Genomic DNA, 14,174 nt, shown 5'->3' with positions numbered 1-14,174 from the left:
GAGAACGTTATCCCTCTTCCACGTCCACGGGGGCTGAACGCAACTACGACCGGGCTTTATGGCTCATTGCGTCTTCGGAAGGTTATATCCCCATGTAATAATATTCGCATGGATGCAGATAAGGCATGTGGGCTGAAAGTGGACAGCGACTATGTGGAACTGGCTGTCGAGGTTTTCTCGATGCTTGCTGATGCGACACGGGTCCGGATCATTTTGGCGCTGCGTGACGGTGAGCTGTCAGTGAACGAACTCGCAGAAACCGTAGGCAAGCCCCAATCCGCAGTGTCCCAGCACCTGGCGAAGTTGAGGATGGCCCGCATTGTCTCCACGCGGCACGAAGGTACCCGCGTGTACTACCGCCTGGAGAATGAGCACGCCCGCCAACTCGTGGCCGACGCCATTTTCCAGGCCGAACACACGCTGGGCGGTACGCCCCGGCATCACCACGTATCGAAGGCAGAGGGTGACGCATGACTAACACCGACAGCGAAACGCATGGCGGCGGGACGCACACCCATGAACACCATCATCACCACGAGCATGAACACGATCACGACCATCCGCGTGGCCTAAAAGGATTCCTTCACGGATTGTTCGTTCCCCATAGCCACGACGCCGCTGATTCAGTGGATGAAGCGATGGAGTCCTCCGTGAAGGGGATTCGGGCACTGAAGATTTCCTTGGCTGTGCTGGCCGTAACTTCCCTGTTGCAGCTGGCCGTTTTCCTGTTCAGCGGCTCGGTGGCACTCCTGGCGGACACGATCCACAACTTCTCCGATGCCCTGACGGCAGTGCCACTCTGGGTAGCCTTTGTCCTGAGCCGACGGGCCGCGACCCGGACCTACAACTACGGCTTCGGTCGGGCGGAGGACCTTGCAGGACTCTTCATCGTGGCCATGGTGGCCCTGTCCGCCGTCGTAGCCGCCGTCGAGTCTGTGATCCGCATTTTCCAACCCCAACCCCTGCAAAACCTTGGGTGGGTTCTCGCGGCGGGCCTCATCGGCTTCGCGGGAAATGAGATCGTCGCCGTTTACCGCATCAGGGTCGGTAAAGAGATCGGCTCCGCCGCCCTTGTCGCTGACGGCGTCCACGCCCGCACTGACGGATTTACCTCCCTGGCGGTGGTGGCCGGCGTCGTGGGTGTTTGGCTTGGGTTCCCCTTGGCGGACCCGATCATCGGCGTCTTGATCTCCCTGACGATTTTCGTGCTTCTCTGGGGCACGGTAAGGGACATTGGGCGCAGGCTGCTCGACGGCGTCGACCCCACCTTGCTGGCCCGCGTTGAGGAGGCGGTGGCCACCGCGGCTCCGCCCATGACGACAGTCCGCCTCCGCTGGAGCGGCCACCAGCTCCACGTTGAAGTGACAGCCCCCATTGGGGAATTCGCCAGCGTGGAAGGGCTTGAGGAGCTGAACCGCTCCGTCGAACAAGCGGTGCGGTCCAGTATCCGCAACGTAGGAAGGGTCCTGGTCGTTGCCCGCTGACCGTCTTGCTGGCTAGGTCTCCTTCGGCTCGTCGCCGGGTGCCTTGTCCGCGTTTGGGTGGTCGTGTACTTTTCTCGGGATTTTGCCCTCCACGTCGGCGGGTACAGGTGGGTCCTTTTCTTCATCAGTAGACATGACCCAAGCATAAGGGCCGTGCAAAGTACGTCCGCCCGGAAACCGGGGGCCATCAGAAGGCGTCGCATCCTTGTGGTGACCAGCTATCACTGCGAGACTGGGCAGAGCGTGGCTCCGCTCCCCCGATAGCTTGAGGAATGTGCCATGTGGCCGGCTCGGTCCGCACCATCCCACCGCAGTACCGTTCCAAGGAGGCTCGCCATGAAAACTGTCGTGCAGTATGGAATTTGCCGGATCGGGGGCAAGCACCGGACTGGCCTTGGCACGGACGGTTTGCCCGCGTTCGTTCGGCCTGGGTGGGTGAGGGATCATGATTAAGGTCGCCTTGTCAGTGGTCCTGAAGGCCAAGCCCGGCAAGGAGGACGACGTCGCGGAGTTCCTCCGCAGCGCACGCTCGGTGGTCGACGAGGAGCAAGGAACGCGCGCTTGGTTCGCCCTGCAATTCGACGAATCGACGTTCGGAGTCTTCGACGTATTTCCCGATGACGACGCACGGAAGACCCACCTGTCAGGAGGGGTCGGGCAAGCACTTGCCGCTCAGGGAGCAGAGCTGTTCAGCGCGGAACCAGACATAAAAAACGTTGATGTGCTCGCCTACAAACTGCCCGGCGAAGGCGAATAGGGGCTACCGCACCGCACAGTATCTGCGTCCCTGCGCAGGCTTAGGAGCAGAGCGTGACACGTTCGGACACCAGCCGTGCCGAAGCTTTCAGCGACGCCGTCATCGCGATCGTCATAACGCTCCTGGTTCTTGAACTCACGCCGCCAGAGACCGAGCCCGGGGGGTTGCTGGCCGGCCTGCTGGGACAGTGGCCGACATACCTGGCCTACGCCGCCTCCTATCTCTACTTGGCCGTGATCTGGCTCAACCACAAAGCCGCGTTTTCCCGAATCCGTGAGATGGACATCAGCCTGCAGTGGGCCAATCTTGGAATCCTCGCGACGCTGGCGCTTCTGCCCTGGCCAACGGCCGTGATCATCGATACGGCCAAGACGGGCAACCTGGCCGACGAACGGGTGGCGGTGGCGCTGTATGCGATCATCGGGGCGTTGCTGTGCCTGTCATGGCTCGTATTTTTCTCGCACCTGGCACGGCATCCCGAGCTCACCGAAGAGCACGTAGACGATTCGTATTTTGTGCGCGAGAGACCGCGCGCCATTGCCGGGGTGGTGCTCTACCTCGCGGCCGGAGCGGCAGGAGTACTCGTCCACCCGCTGGTCGCGTCAGTGATTTTCGTGATCCTTCCCGTTTTCTATGGTTTTACCAGCCACGGATTCGACCACAGACCTGGCTTCCTTCGGGGCCTTTGGCGGGACAAGCCAGCCGACGGCCGCTGATGGTGGGGTTGCCCTATGTAGGTTCCGAGCTGACACTGGGGAGGACGCAGTTCCAGAAGTGCAGGACTGAGGACGCCCCAAACGGTTTCGTCCTTGAATGGCTCAGTGATGGTGTTCCGCTGCCAACCGAGCGGCAGGGGGAATTCCTGAAGCTCCTCCCCCAGGACCGGGGTCACCGAATCTCCATGATTGTCCACACCCAATGCCAGACACCAACAGCTTTCCGCAGCACGGAGACTCCGCCCATCGAAGCGTCCAACCGGGCCATGGGCTGGACGGACCGCGGAAACTTCGACGGCGACGGCGTGAACGATGTCCTCGCCCGGGACCGACAGGGTAATCTGCACCTGTACCCCGGGCACGGGGCCGGCGGCTGGCTGGCGCCGTCAAGAGTAGGGTCGGGCTGGCAGATCTTCGACAAGACCATCGCAGCCGGAGATTCCACTGGTGATGGGGCAGCGGACATTTTGCCCGCGACCCCAACGGCTTCCTCTACCAGTACCCCGCGAACGGAACTGGCGGCTGGAACACACCATTGTTGGTAGGCAGCGGCTGGGACATCTTCAAAGACCTCATCTGATCGTTTGCCGTTTCCAGGACCAATTTCGCAGCTATAGGGTTCCCCCGCCGCACCCATCACGCACCACAGGTCGGCATCGGGTGCCGTGCCGACCTGTGGTGCAGTCATCATGCGATGAGTGAGCCTGCAGTTGTCTCCCTGTCAGGCTTGGCTGCCGCTCAGTCCTTCCGCAGGAAATCGCTCCCAAACACGGTGGGCAGCAAGCAGTTCCTGGACTGGGCGAACCACGGCGTCGGGCGCGTCACCAACAACAACTCCGCTACCCTCCGCGGGGATGCCGGCCGCCTGCAGAGCCGACACACCGGATCCCCATGCCGCGATGGCCTTGGCGTGGCGGAAGGCTTCTGTCAGAAGAAGAGCTACCCGGGGATCAAGAGCGGGTGAGGGTGCACCGGCCTTGGCGTCCCTGCCCACTGCTGCGTCCGGTGCCGGAGCCCCGCTTCCCGCAACAATAACGGCGTCGAATTCCGTGGATCGCGCAGTGAGGTAGGTACGCTGAACAGCAACGGCGACGCCGTCCTCCGCGCCCAGGAAACCGCCAACGGGTGCGATGACCAAAGGCGTGATGCCCTCAGCGTCCAGGGCTTCGCGTGCAGCAGCGACCTGCGACGCGTCGCTGCTGTCGTCAGCAATAATCCCGACTACGCGGCCCGCGGCAGGCCAAGTCCCACCGATCTGCGATAGTGCTGGGCTCGGATCGGAGTCAGGGACCTGAACGGTGGCCCCGGGAACCGGCATACCAAGTCCGCGGGCGACGGCGGCGCATAGTCCGGCGTCGATATTGGCCAAGGCCATAAGTTGCCGTTCCCGGATAGCCGCTTCGTAGCACTTGCCGAGTTCGAACGTGTACGCCTGCACGATGTGGTCCTGCTCCACCGGAGTCATGCTCCGGAAGAACAGCCGCGCCTGGCTGAAGTGATCATCGAACGAAGCCGGGTTGCGCCGTTCCTTGATGGACTCCGCAAGGGCCTCGGGAACATCCACGAAGGCTCCAACGTCCTGACCGGCGAGGAAGGGGCAGCCGCCATCCAGGGAGTTCGGGTGATAGGGGGCCACGCCGCCGGGAACGGCCGTCTGATGCATGCCGTCACGAAGCATGTCATTGACAGGTGCTTGCGGCCGGTTGATGGGGATCTGTGCGAAGTTCGGGCCGCCCAACCGGGAAATTTGGGTATCCAGGTAGGAGAACAGGCGGACCTGCAGGAGCGGATCATTGGTGACGTCAATGCCGGGGACGAGATGACCCGGGTGGAACGCTACCTGTTCGGTCTCCGCGAAGTAGTTCGTCGGATTTGCGTTCAGCGTCATAAGCCCGATCGGCTGGACGGGGGCGAGTTCCTCGGGGACGAATTTGGTCGGGTCGAGCAGGTCGATGCCTTCGAACATCTGGTCTTCGGTGTCCGGGAAAGTCTGCACGCCCAGTTCCCACTCAGGGTAAGCTCCGGACTCGATGGCATCGGCGAGGTCCCTGCGGTGGAAATCCGGGTCCATGCCGTTGATGATCTGGGCTTCCTCCCAGACGAGCGAGTGCACGCCCTGTTTTGGTTTCCAATGGAATTTCACCAACGTGGTACTACCGTCCGCGGCTACCAGCCGGAAGGTATGCACGCCGAAGCCTTCCATGGTCCGGTATGAGCGGGGAATGCCGCGGTCGGACATGTTCCACAGCGTGTGCGCCTGGGCCTCGGTGTGCAGTGAGACGAAGTCCCAGAACGTGTCATGGGCGCTCTGGGCCTGGGGTATTTCCCGATCAGGGTGTGGTTTGGCAGCGTGAATGACGTCAGGGAACTTGATGCCATCCTGGATGAAGAAAACGGGAATGTTGTTCCCGACAAGGTCGTAGGTGCCTTCGTCAGTGTAGAACTTGGTGGAAAAGCCGCGGGTATCCCGTACCGCATCCGCCGAACCCCGGGAGCCCAAAACGGTGGAGAAGCGGACGAAAACCGGAGTTTCGACGTCGGCGGCCAGGAACCCGGCCTTCGTGATCTTCGATGCCGTGCCGTAGGAACGGAACACGCCGTGTGCGCCCGCGCCGCGGGCGTGGACAACGCGCTCCGGGATGCGCTCGTGATCAAAGTGGGTGATCTTTTCCCGCAAGTGGTGGTCCTGAAGCAGAACAGGTCCGCGGGCGCCTGCCCGCAGGGAATGATCAGTGTCCCCCAGCCGGAGCCCCTGGGCGGTTGTCAGGTACTGGCCCGATTGCGCGCGGGAGTTCACCGGCGCACCGGTGGGGCTTCCCGTCGGGGAGACCGCCTCCGGTGCTTGCTGATCGGGCTTAGGGGGCAATGGCTCACGCGGGGTTGTCGGCTCTTCAACTGTGGGAGGCTCACTGGAGGGAGCGCCGGGAATCACGGTATTGTCCTCAACTGGCACGATTTGTTCTCCTTTTAGTTCGCTGCCTTAACCCGAAAGCTAAGCTTGCTTACTAATCCTAGGGTGATGTTCACAACATCACAAAGCGGGCCTTTGCTTCGATACTGGGCGATGTCCTGGGAGCAAAGCACCCCTTGGGTCGCCATCGCCGTCATGACCATCGCCGCGGGGGCACTTACCCTCACCGGAAACTTGGGCTCCCTGGCAGAAACTGTTGTGCTCCTGCTCTTGTTTGTCTTCATCAGCACCAACCTTGCTGTGCTTGTACTGCGCAAGGACAAGGTTTCCCACCAACATTTCCACGTCCCGATCGTGGTCCCCTACCTGGCCCTGACAAGCAGAGTCCGCAGCGACGCCGGCAACTGCGTCGGCTTCGGCGCGGAACGAACGCTTGGACTCCCAGGCAGGCGCCGCCCAACGGAACGCAGCCGGACGGGCAGAGGGAAATGGAGATCCTAGTTCTCCTTCGCGAAGACCTTCTTGGCCACGGTCATCGCGCTCATTCCGTTGGGCCAGCCCGTGTAGAAGGCGAGGTGGAGGATGGCTTCCTTCAACTCTTCTTCGGTTACCCCGTTTTGGCGTGCATAGTCGAGGTGAAACGTCAGTTGTTCGGCTTTTCCCGTAGCCGTTAATGCAGCGACGGTGATCAAGCTACGGTTTCTCTTGGACAAGTCCCCGCGTTCCCATATTTCGTCGAACAGCACCTTGTCGGTGTAGTGGACCATTCCGGGCGCAAAGTCACCGAACGCGTTTTGCCCGCCGGTCCATCCTGCACGTGGTTCCTCCGGCATGTCTTTTCCTTTCGTGTTGAGATTCCATAGGAATTCAATGACGCCAGATATGGGAGTCACCGGTGAGGGGCGTACCAACAGGGCATCCCTCGCAATGCGTGGACGTCGTAGCCTTGGGAACGTGGACAACCGGAACGAAGTTCGAGAATTTCTCATGTCCCGCCGTGCGAGGGTAACCCCCCAGCAGGCCGGCCTGGCAGTTACCGGGAACCGCCGCGTGACGGGTCTCAGACGCAACGAGGTAGCAGCCCTCGCCGCTGTAAGCGTTGAGTACTACGCCAAGATTGAGCGCGGGAATCTCTCCGGGGTCTCAGATGCTGTCCTCGATGCACTCGCGGTGGCCCTCCAACTGGACGACGCTGAACGCGAACACCTCTTCGACCTTTCACGCGTCGCCAACGGCGCTGTCCACGCCGTGCGCAAGCGCAAATCGCAGCAGTGGGTGGCGAGGGAAAGCCTGACACGCGCCCTCGCCGTGATAACGGAAGGGCCGGCATTCGTGCGCAACGGCCGGATGGACATCCTCGCCACCAACGCGCTGGGCCGGGCGTTCTACGATCACGTCTTCGACGGTCCAGGGCAGGGCAACCTGGCCCGGTTCTGCTTCCTCGACGAACGGGCCAAGGATTTCTACCCGGGCTGGGAAGCGGCTGCAGACGTCACCGTCTCAATTCTGCGAACTGAGGCAGGACGCGACCCGGAAGACAAACGGCTTCACGACCTGGTTGGGGAGCTTTCCACTCGAAGTGAAGCGTTTCGGACCCGGTGGGGGTCTCACAATGTCAGGCGGCATGGATCCGGCACCAAGAGCTTCCACCACCATGAGGTAGGCGAACTCACGCTGACGTATGAAGGCCTGGAGCTGACCGCAGAGCCGGGCCTGTCATTGCTCATCTACACGGCCGAACCTGGCTCTGCCAGCGAGGAACGCTTACGGCTCCTCGCCAGTTGGGCCGCCACGCTCCAACAACAGAACGACGCCGGGCCGATAGTGCCGCACGTCGACTCGCCCAGGGGTACGCAACCCTAAGGGCAACTTCCGTCGTCCCGCACCTTGGATCCCCCTATTCGGCACGAACACGTTCCAAACGAAGACACCACCGCATTCAACAGCACAATGGAGGCATCAGCATGCATACAAGAACTCTCGGACAGGGACTTGAGGTATCGGCCATCGGTCTAGGTGCCATGGGCATGTCCCAAAGTTACGGGCCCAACCCCGGCAGCCGCGATGAAATGGTCAGCGTGCTCCGTTCAGCCGTCGACCATGGCGTCACCTTCTTCGATACTGCGGAGGTATACGGCCCCTATGTGAATGAGGAACTTGTCGGCGAGGCACTGGAACCGATCCGCGACCAGGTGGTGATCGCCACCAAGTTTGGCTGGGACATCCAAAACGGCGAAAGCGTCGGGCTGAACAGCCGCCCGGAACAGATCCGCCGAGTCGCCGAAGATTCCCTCAAGCGGCTCCGTACTGACGCCATCGACCTGTTCTATCAGCACCGGGTCGACCCCGAGGTCCCCATCGAGGATGTCGCCGGCACCGTCCGGGATTTGATCTCAGAGGGCAAGGTACGGCACTTCGGACTGTCCGAGGCTTCCGCCGCCACAATCCGACGGGCCCACGCCGTGCAGCCTGTCGCTGCCCTGCAAAGTGAGTACTCGTTGTGGACGCGGGACCCCGAGGCCGAAATACTTCCAACCCTCGCCGAACTCGGTATCGGCCTTGTTCCCTTCAGCCCCTTGGGTAAGGGCTTCCTCACCGGTACGGTTACCGCGGACACCACCTTCGCCGAGGGCGACATCCGCAACCGTGTCCCGCGTTTCACTGACGAAAATCTGGCCGCCAACCAGGCTCTTGTTGCACACGTCATCGAACTCGCTGCGGCGAAGGATGTGGCTCCTGCCCAAATCGCACTGGCATGGCTTCTCGCCCAGCAGCCATGGATCGTCCCCATTCCGGGCACGCGACGTACCGCGCGCATCAAGGAGAACGCCGAAGCTACCCGTATCGCGCTCACTGCCGACGAGGTTGCCGACCTCAATGCCCTCGCGCGAAATGTTGGAGTCCATGGCGACCGCTACAACGCCACGCATATGGGCTACGTCAACGGCTGAAGCACCGAAATAGCCAGTGGCATTTGCCCGTCTTGGGGCGCAGAGTTTACGGTGAATAGTAAGGAGCCTGCGCATCAAGCTCTGAAGGAGGCCCCCGACGGCAACGGGACAGCGGCAATGGACCCACGACAATCAGCTCGAAACCTTCTCCAACGAGAGGCCATCACGCTTGAACAGTTATGGATCAAATACTGGGCGGAAGGCGGCAATGCCACCCCCGTCGAATTGGATGCCTACGTGCACGAGGCGCTAAAGCCCCACGAATTCGAACTAACCCTCATCGCCTGGGCAATGGAAGGGATGCCGGGCAGCTAGCAATCCTGCTCTAACGCTTTGGCGGAAGAGCAAGCTTGAAGACTTTGGCCCACGCTGAGCCGACCTGCTTCAACAGCGGCCCAGTGGTGTACTTCAGGTCGTAGCGTTGGCAGATGTCGCGAACCTTCGGTGCAATCTCCGAATACCGGTTGGAGGGAAGGTCCGGGAAGAGGTGGTGCTCGATCTGATGCGACAGGTTTCCCGTCATGAGGTGCATGAACCGTGGGCCTGAGATGTTTGCGGAGCCGATCATCTGACGCACGTACCAGTCGCCGCGGGTTTCGCCTTCGACCATTTCCTCGGTAAACGTGTCCGTTCCTTCCGGGAAGTGCCCGCAGAAAATGACCGCGTGCGCCCAGACGTTCCGTACGGCGTTGGCCACGAGGGTGCCGTAGAGGGCTTGCTTACCTGAACCCGTGAGCATGGCCAAAGCCGGTGTAGCTGCGTAGTCCTTGGCGAACTGCTTGACAGCTTTACGTCCCAGCGCCTTGAGGTCCTTGTTCATGGCCTCCTTGGACTTCAGGCCCTCCTTGTATTCAGGGATCTCCAGATCGTAGATGGCTATACCCCACTCGAAAACGGGCGCCAGCAGGGCGTTGTAGAGGGGGTTGCCCAGGTTGAAGGGCTTCCATTCCTGGTCGGGATCCATCCGCAAAAGGTTGTACCCGACGTCGCGGTCCTTGCCTACAACGTTGGTCCAGCGGTGGTGAAGATCGTTATGCGTGTGCTGCCATGAGCGCGAGGGGGTAACGAAGTCCCATTCCCATGTGGTGGAGTGGATGTCCGGATCGCGCATCCAGTCCCACTGGCCATGGAGGATGTTGTGGCCGAGTTCCATGTTCTCGAGGATCTTGGCCACGCTCAGGAGGGCTGTTCCGGTGATCCAGGCGGCCTTGTTCTTGCTGACCAGCAGCGCAGCCCGCCCGGAAACTTCCAAACCACGCTGGATCTTGATCATGCGCCTGATGTACGCAGCATCGGTGGAGCCGCGTTTGGCCAGGATGTCGTCTCGGATGGCATCGAGTTCACGGCCAAGTTCAGCTACTTGCTCATCACTCAGGTGCGCGGCGGCCGGTGGACGCACTGTGGGGCTGCCCGCCTCAGCAAGGGCGCCGGGCCGCGTCTTGAGCCCGACGGCGGGGGCTGGACTTTTGGCTGAAACTACTGACATGCGGTTGTACTCCTCAGAGTTTGAGGTTGACGGGCCCGGCGGCTGCCGAGACACACGTTTGGATGAGTTCGCCCGGTTCCCCGTGCACCTCACCGGTGCGAAGGTCCCGGACGTTGCCCGAAAGCAGCGGAGTCAGGCAGCTGTGACAGATGCCCATGCGGCAGCCACTGGGCATGAGGACGCCTGCATCCTCCCCGACGTCAAGGAGGGGGACGCCGCCGTCGGCCATGACCTCACGGTCCGATGCTTCGAAGGTGACCAAACCGCCTTCACCGCCGCCACCCCTCGTAAGGTCGGTGCTGAACCGTTCGATGGTGAGTGAGCCCTCCGCAGCTCCGCCGGTGCCTGCCTCCCCCGAGGTGGCGGCAGCTGTCAGCGCGGCTTCGTTCCACAGCGCCTCGGCATCATCCAGGAAGCTCTCGGGGCCGCAGGCATATGCGGCCCGCTCCTGCCAGTCCGGGCAAATTTCCTCAAGGGCAGCCGGAGAGGTGAAGCTCAGACGTCCGCGACCGCCCGTGTGCCACTGAACCAGGCGGAAATTGGGAAACTGATCAGCAAGCTCGGCCAGCTCTTCACGGAAAATACTCTCATCTTCCGCGCGGGAGGAATGGATCAACATAACATCCGCGTCGGGGCGGCTGGGGACGAGGGTCCGAATCATTGACATGACGGGAGTGATGCCGCTTCCCGCAGTGAGCATGAGAAGGGAGCGTGGGTGCTCCGGCAGGACGAAGTCGCCCTGGGGCGGGGCCAGGAAGAGTACGTCGCCAACCTTGGTCTCTCGAACCAGCGCTCCAGATACAGCCCCAACATCAGTGACCGTAATAGCAGGGTCCTCGCCTGCCGGCGCACTCAGGGAATAGGAACGCCACTGGCGGACCCCGTTGAGCTCAACGCCGATCCTTGCCCACTGGCCCGCGAGGTGGGCGTGCCAGCCACGGCCGGGCCGGAAGAAGATTGTCACCGACTGCGCAGTTTCCTGGACTACCTTGGTGACGACTCCGCGCAACTGGCGCGACGAATAGACCGGGTTGAACAGCGCCAGGACGTCTTCCGGGGCAAGCGGCGTGGTTAAAACCGAGGCGATGCGGGCCAGCGGCCGAAAGTTGAACATGGGCTACTCTTCGAAACGAGGGAAAACAAGGACCCCCAACCGCGTCGGCCGGAATGTCCGCTAACAGAAATATCATAAGCATACTTACGATACCTCTCCCCCAAGACTACTCCTACACATAGGGAAAGCCCCTCGGAAGGGGCTTTCAACGGGTACGGGACATGATGCTTGGATTGGTCAGCGGTGATGCGCTCCTCCTCCCCGGGCCATGTGGCCCATGCCGGTTGCAGTAGCAAGACAGTAATACCTTCGCCCGGTTCTACGCAAACCTTTATTGGTGTGGGACGACTACTGCGCGGGCACTGAGCTGTCCGTCGGCCAGTTTGCGGTACGCCGTGAGTCCATCCGTGAGGCTAAAGGTCTCGATCTCGGGGACGATTTGCCCCGCCCTGTACATGTCCACAACTTCATGAAGCTCCTCGATGGTGCCCCAGTAGGTGTTGGTGATAGTGGATTCGTAGGGCGTGTTGAAGAAGGTCCACTCATGCAGGCCGCCGGCAATCCCGACGACGGTCAGCCGGCCGCCCTGCGCCATGGAGCCGGTGGCGATGGCGATCGTAGGCGTCACGCCGACGAAGTCGAAGGCAGCGTCCACGCCGCGTCCACCGGTGATTTCCCGGATCCGTGAAACCTGGTCGGGACCGCCAGGGACCGTCAAAGCCCCTGCCGCTTCAGCCTTGGCCATCGCTTCGGGCTTCATATCGGTGGCAATAATGGTGGCGCCCGTCAGCGCCCTGAGGATCTGGACGGCGATCTGGCCCAAGCCGCCAAGTCCAACCACCAGTGCGAACCGGCCACCGCCATTCAGGTGCGGCAGCGCCTTCTTGATGGCGTGGTAGGGCGTCAGGGCTGCGTCCGCGAGCGGCGCCGCGGCGATGGGGTCCGCATCGCCAAGCGGGATCAGGTTGCGGACGGGTACTGTGACGTATTCGGCCATTCCGCCGTCGCGGCCCAAGCCAATGCCAAGGTAGGGGTTGGTCGCGGCGTTCTCGCAGTAGGTGTCCTGGCCGCGGGAGCAGGCCTTGCAGTGGCCACAACCGATGGGCCCGTAGACCAGATATGCGCCACCTCTTTCGATGCCCTCAACGCCCGGCCCCAGCTCCTCAACCCAGCCCGAGTTCTCGTGGCCCAGTACGAAGCCCTTGGCCATGTTCCCAGGAACCTCCGCGGTGAAGTCCTGGAAGATGCTGACGTCCGAATGGCAGGCACCAGCACCCGCAACCTTCAGTAGCACTTCGCCCGGCCCGGGTACAGGCCGGGCCACGTCCTCGAGTTCGGGGAACTGCTTCCACTCTTTGAATACGATCGCGCGCATTTGATGCCCTTCTTGTCTCTGTTGAAATCTCTTGTTGCGTGAAGACTTTGTTGCCTGACTCAGCGGGCGGCGGATCCGCCGTCGACGTCCTTCAGCACGATGGATGTACCTATCTATCCGACATATGTTGGATAGTTAGAACGGTACGCTTGAAGCGGCCGATTTGCCACCGCCGGAGGCCAAGATCACTTTGGAGTGTGACCTGCACAATGTTGGAACCGAATCAGGACGCTGAAGCGCCTGCCTACCGTGATCCCCGGGCCCGGCGTAGCCGCGAGAAGCTGGCGGCGGCCATCTTGGACCTGGCATCAGAGCACGACGCCGGAACGTTGTCCGTGGGGCAGGTCGCCTCCACTGCCGGGGTCAACAGATCAACGTTCTACCAGCACGCCGCATCTCCTGCAGCGCTGCTCCGGCAGGTTTTATCCGAGGAGCTGGACGCCCTCCGCGAAGCCCACCTCAGCGCGGGAAGCGACATCGGTCCGGCCGTCCTCGCGGTCACTGCCGATGTTGCCAGGCACGTAGACCGGCACCGAAACATTTACCGCCGGGGTTTGGTCACGGACACCGGCAGCGGCGGGCTGCACGCGATGCTCGGATCCCACTTCGAGGCATCAGTCCGCCAACTGCTCGCCCGTCGGGCCATCGAAATACCGGCACCGGGCGGCCGCGAAGTACCACCACCCATGGTGGCCCGCTTCATCGCCTACGGCGTGGTGGGCGCCTTGGAGTCGCGCCTTTTGGAAGCCTCACCCCGAACCGTCGACGAATTCCTCGCCGACCTGCGCGAACTGCTCCCGGACTGGTGGCCCATAGGCTGAGGGTCATCAATTTTGGGGCGAAGTGAAGGGCGTGAGGCTTTGCCGGGTCATGCCGAGGGCCGGATAGGCTTCTGGGTACCGCTATCCGGCCCTGGCGGGCGGAGCCGCTGCAAGCAACCCAGCGAGGTTGGGGGACATTCGCCGCTGCCTACGGAATCCGCTTCTCTAACTAAAGACCCTGGGCGGGCGGTCCGCACGAGTAGTCAGTACTCGTTTTTGCGCCCACACATCAGGGCAGGATACCTACGCGGATGCGCTGACGCGTGGGGCACGGAAGCGTCCGCCGGGAGATGGCGAAATCAGCAATGGCACTGCATTCCGAACTAGAGCGGCCTTCCCCTCCACCCCTCCTGATCCACCCGCTTGACCTGCCCCGCCGGGAACCACTGAACGTGATAGACCCGCTGGTCATCGACCCACTCGACCAATCCATAGGACCTCGTGTACTTGATCGCCCGCCCGTAGATCTCACTGACCCGCACCAACGGCTGGCTTCCAGCTTCCATTTCAATGATCTTGCCGTCGTCAGGCTTGGGGTGGTTATCGTCCGCGGCCGTCTGGGCCATCATGCGGGCGAAAGCGTTGGAGTCTTGCTTAGGTCTCATAAGACAAGATTAGA

The 14,174-nt window shown here is 61.9% G+C and carries 17 protein-coding genes; 10 read left to right on the top strand and 7 right to left on the bottom strand.

Annotation, left to right across the window (positions count from 1 at the left end):
- The first annotated feature begins 108 nt into the window (after positions 1–108).
- On the top strand, positions 109–474 hold the full coding sequence (locus tag AC5RU9_RS06005) for an ArsR/SmtB family transcription factor (protein ID WP_494015723.1): 366 nt from the start codon (positions 109–111) through the stop codon (positions 472–474).
- Entirely contained in the window at positions 471–1,484 is a 1,014-nt protein-coding gene (locus tag AC5RU9_RS06000) for a cation diffusion facilitator family transporter (RefSeq protein WP_494015722.1), read from the top strand. Before AC5RU9_RS06005 ends, AC5RU9_RS06000 begins: the two co-directional genes overlap by 4 nt.
- A gap of 12 nt (positions 1,485–1,496) precedes the next feature.
- Here the strand turns inward: AC5RU9_RS06000 and AC5RU9_RS05995 are convergent, their stop codons facing one another.
- Complete coding sequence (locus AC5RU9_RS05995) at positions 1,497–1,619, bottom strand: hypothetical protein (RefSeq protein ID WP_494015721.1); 123 nt, start codon at positions 1,617–1,619, stop codon at positions 1,497–1,499.
- A 310-nt stretch (positions 1,620–1,929) separates the two neighbouring features.
- On the opposite strand from AC5RU9_RS05995, the gene AC5RU9_RS05990 reads away from it, so the two are divergent.
- Genes AC5RU9_RS05990 through AC5RU9_RS05980 form a run of 3 tightly spaced genes read left to right on the top strand, consistent with a single transcriptional unit; the run spans position 1,930 to position 3,502 of the window.
- Positions 1,930–2,241 (top strand): putative quinol monooxygenase, encoded by a 312-nt coding sequence (locus tag AC5RU9_RS05990; protein ID WP_494015720.1) that lies wholly within the window; start codon positions 1,930–1,932, stop codon positions 2,239–2,241.
- A 53-nt stretch (positions 2,242–2,294) separates the two neighbouring features.
- Positions 2,295–2,957: a TMEM175 family protein gene (locus tag AC5RU9_RS05985; RefSeq protein WP_494015719.1), complete on the top strand. Its 663-nt coding sequence runs from the start codon at positions 2,295–2,297 to the stop codon at positions 2,955–2,957.
- Positions 2,957–3,502 (top strand): FG-GAP repeat domain-containing protein, encoded by a 546-nt coding sequence (locus AC5RU9_RS05980; protein ID WP_494015718.1) that lies wholly within the window; start codon positions 2,957–2,959, stop codon positions 3,500–3,502. The genes AC5RU9_RS05985 and AC5RU9_RS05980 overlap by 1 nt, the downstream gene beginning before the upstream one ends.
- Before the next feature lie 176 nt (positions 3,503–3,678).
- Here AC5RU9_RS05980 and AC5RU9_RS05975 read toward each other — a convergent pair whose 3' ends face one another.
- Complete coding sequence (locus tag AC5RU9_RS05975; protein ID WP_494015717.1) at positions 3,679–5,910, bottom strand: catalase; 2,232 nt, start codon at positions 5,908–5,910, stop codon at positions 3,679–3,681.
- Between the two features lie 66 nt (positions 5,911–5,976).
- Here AC5RU9_RS05975 and AC5RU9_RS05970 point away from each other — a divergent pair, with 66 nt between their 5' ends.
- Entirely contained in the window at positions 5,977–6,369 is a 393-nt protein-coding gene (locus tag AC5RU9_RS05970) for a hypothetical protein (protein ID WP_494015716.1), read from the top strand.
- Here the strand turns inward: AC5RU9_RS05970 and AC5RU9_RS05965 are convergent.
- Positions 6,366–6,701: a carboxymuconolactone decarboxylase family protein gene (locus AC5RU9_RS05965; RefSeq protein WP_494015715.1), complete on the bottom strand. Its 336-nt coding sequence runs from the start codon at positions 6,699–6,701 to the stop codon at positions 6,366–6,368. The two genes, AC5RU9_RS05970 and AC5RU9_RS05965, sit on opposite strands and share 4 nt — an antisense overlap.
- A 121-nt stretch (positions 6,702–6,822) precedes the next feature.
- Between AC5RU9_RS05965 and AC5RU9_RS05960 the strand changes: the two genes are divergently transcribed.
- The 3 genes from AC5RU9_RS05960 (at position 6,823) to AC5RU9_RS05950 (ending at position 9,134) form a co-directional block, all read left to right on the top strand.
- Positions 6,823–7,731 (top strand): helix-turn-helix transcriptional regulator, encoded by a 909-nt coding sequence (locus AC5RU9_RS05960; protein WP_494015714.1) that lies wholly within the window; start codon positions 6,823–6,825, stop codon positions 7,729–7,731.
- Between the two features lie 101 nt (positions 7,732–7,832).
- Positions 7,833–8,819, top strand: coding sequence for an aldo/keto reductase (locus AC5RU9_RS05955; protein WP_494015713.1), 987 nt, complete (start codon positions 7,833–7,835; stop codon positions 8,817–8,819).
- Between the two features lie 51 nt (positions 8,820–8,870).
- Positions 8,871–9,134: a hypothetical protein gene (locus AC5RU9_RS05950; protein WP_249184363.1), complete on the top strand. Its 264-nt coding sequence runs from the start codon at positions 8,871–8,873 to the stop codon at positions 9,132–9,134.
- Between the two features lie 10 nt (positions 9,135–9,144).
- Here AC5RU9_RS05950 and AC5RU9_RS05945 read toward each other — a convergent pair whose 3' ends face one another.
- The 3 genes from AC5RU9_RS05945 to AC5RU9_RS05935 all read right to left on the bottom strand — a co-directional run bounded on the left by AC5RU9_RS05945 (position 9,145) and on the right by AC5RU9_RS05935 (position 12,734).
- A complete protein-coding gene (locus tag AC5RU9_RS05945; RefSeq protein ID WP_494015712.1) occupies positions 9,145–10,305 on the bottom strand; it encodes a fatty acid desaturase family protein in 1,161 nt (386 codons plus the stop codon).
- Between the two features lie 13 nt (positions 10,306–10,318).
- The gene (locus AC5RU9_RS05940) at positions 10,319–11,419 is read right to left on the bottom strand and encodes a ferredoxin reductase (RefSeq protein WP_494015711.1); all 1,101 of its coding nucleotides are present in this window, start codon (positions 11,417–11,419) and stop codon (positions 10,319–10,321) included.
- A gap of 271 nt (positions 11,420–11,690) precedes the next feature.
- Positions 11,691–12,734 (bottom strand): NAD(P)-dependent alcohol dehydrogenase, encoded by a 1,044-nt coding sequence (locus AC5RU9_RS05935; RefSeq protein WP_494015710.1) that lies wholly within the window; start codon positions 12,732–12,734, stop codon positions 11,691–11,693.
- A 209-nt stretch (positions 12,735–12,943) separates the two neighbouring features.
- Here AC5RU9_RS05935 and AC5RU9_RS05930 point away from each other — a divergent pair, with 209 nt between their 5' ends.
- Complete coding sequence (locus AC5RU9_RS05930) at positions 12,944–13,555, top strand: TetR/AcrR family transcriptional regulator (protein WP_494015709.1); 612 nt, start codon at positions 12,944–12,946, stop codon at positions 13,553–13,555.
- A gap of 323 nt (positions 13,556–13,878) precedes the next feature.
- Here AC5RU9_RS05930 and AC5RU9_RS05925 read toward each other — a convergent pair whose 3' ends face one another.
- Entirely contained in the window at positions 13,879–14,160 is a 282-nt protein-coding gene (locus tag AC5RU9_RS05925; RefSeq protein WP_211712516.1) for a hypothetical protein, read from the bottom strand.
- Between the last annotated feature and the right edge of the window lie 14 nt (positions 14,161–14,174).

The organism is Arthrobacter sp. B0316-5-4, from assembly GCF_059090325.1.
The sequence above is the reverse complement of the archived record's forward strand: the minus strand, read 5'-3'. Positions and strand labels throughout refer to the sequence as shown.

Bases quoted from the DNA above. Each gene is read 5' to 3' on its own strand.
- AC5RU9_RS05945 (WP_494015712.1), bottom strand. From the start codon at position 10,305: ATGTCAGTAGTTTCAGCCAAAAGTCCAGCCCCCGCCGTCGGGCTCAAG.
- AC5RU9_RS05970 (WP_494015716.1), top strand. From the start codon at position 5,977: ATGTTCACAACATCACAAAGCGGGCCTTTGCTTCGATACTGGGCGATG.
- AC5RU9_RS05965 (WP_494015715.1), bottom strand. From the start codon at position 6,701: ATGCCGGAGGAACCACGTGCAGGATGGACCGGCGGGCAAAACGCGTTC.
- AC5RU9_RS05955 (WP_494015713.1), top strand. From the start codon at position 7,833: ATGCATACAAGAACTCTCGGACAGGGACTTGAGGTATCGGCCATCGGT.
- AC5RU9_RS05995 (WP_494015721.1), bottom strand. From the start codon at position 1,619: ATGTCTACTGATGAAGAAAAGGACCCACCTGTACCCGCCGACGTGGAG.
- AC5RU9_RS06000 (WP_494015722.1), top strand. From the start codon at position 471: ATGACTAACACCGACAGCGAAACGCATGGCGGCGGGACGCACACCCAT.
- AC5RU9_RS05980 (WP_494015718.1), top strand. From the start codon at position 2,957: ATGGTGGGGTTGCCCTATGTAGGTTCCGAGCTGACACTGGGGAGGACG.
- AC5RU9_RS05925 (WP_211712516.1), bottom strand. From the start codon at position 14,160: ATGAGACCTAAGCAAGACTCCAACGCTTTCGCCCGCATGATGGCCCAG.
- AC5RU9_RS05935 (WP_494015710.1), bottom strand. From the start codon at position 12,734: ATGCGCGCGATCGTATTCAAAGAGTGGAAGCAGTTCCCCGAACTCGAG.
- AC5RU9_RS05930 (WP_494015709.1), top strand. From the start codon at position 12,944: ATGTTGGAACCGAATCAGGACGCTGAAGCGCCTGCCTACCGTGATCCC.
- AC5RU9_RS05940 (WP_494015711.1), bottom strand. From the start codon at position 11,419: ATGTTCAACTTTCGGCCGCTGGCCCGCATCGCCTCGGTTTTAACCACG.
- AC5RU9_RS06005 (WP_494015723.1), top strand. From the start codon at position 109: ATGGATGCAGATAAGGCATGTGGGCTGAAAGTGGACAGCGACTATGTG.
- AC5RU9_RS05990 (WP_494015720.1), top strand. From the start codon at position 1,930: ATGATTAAGGTCGCCTTGTCAGTGGTCCTGAAGGCCAAGCCCGGCAAG.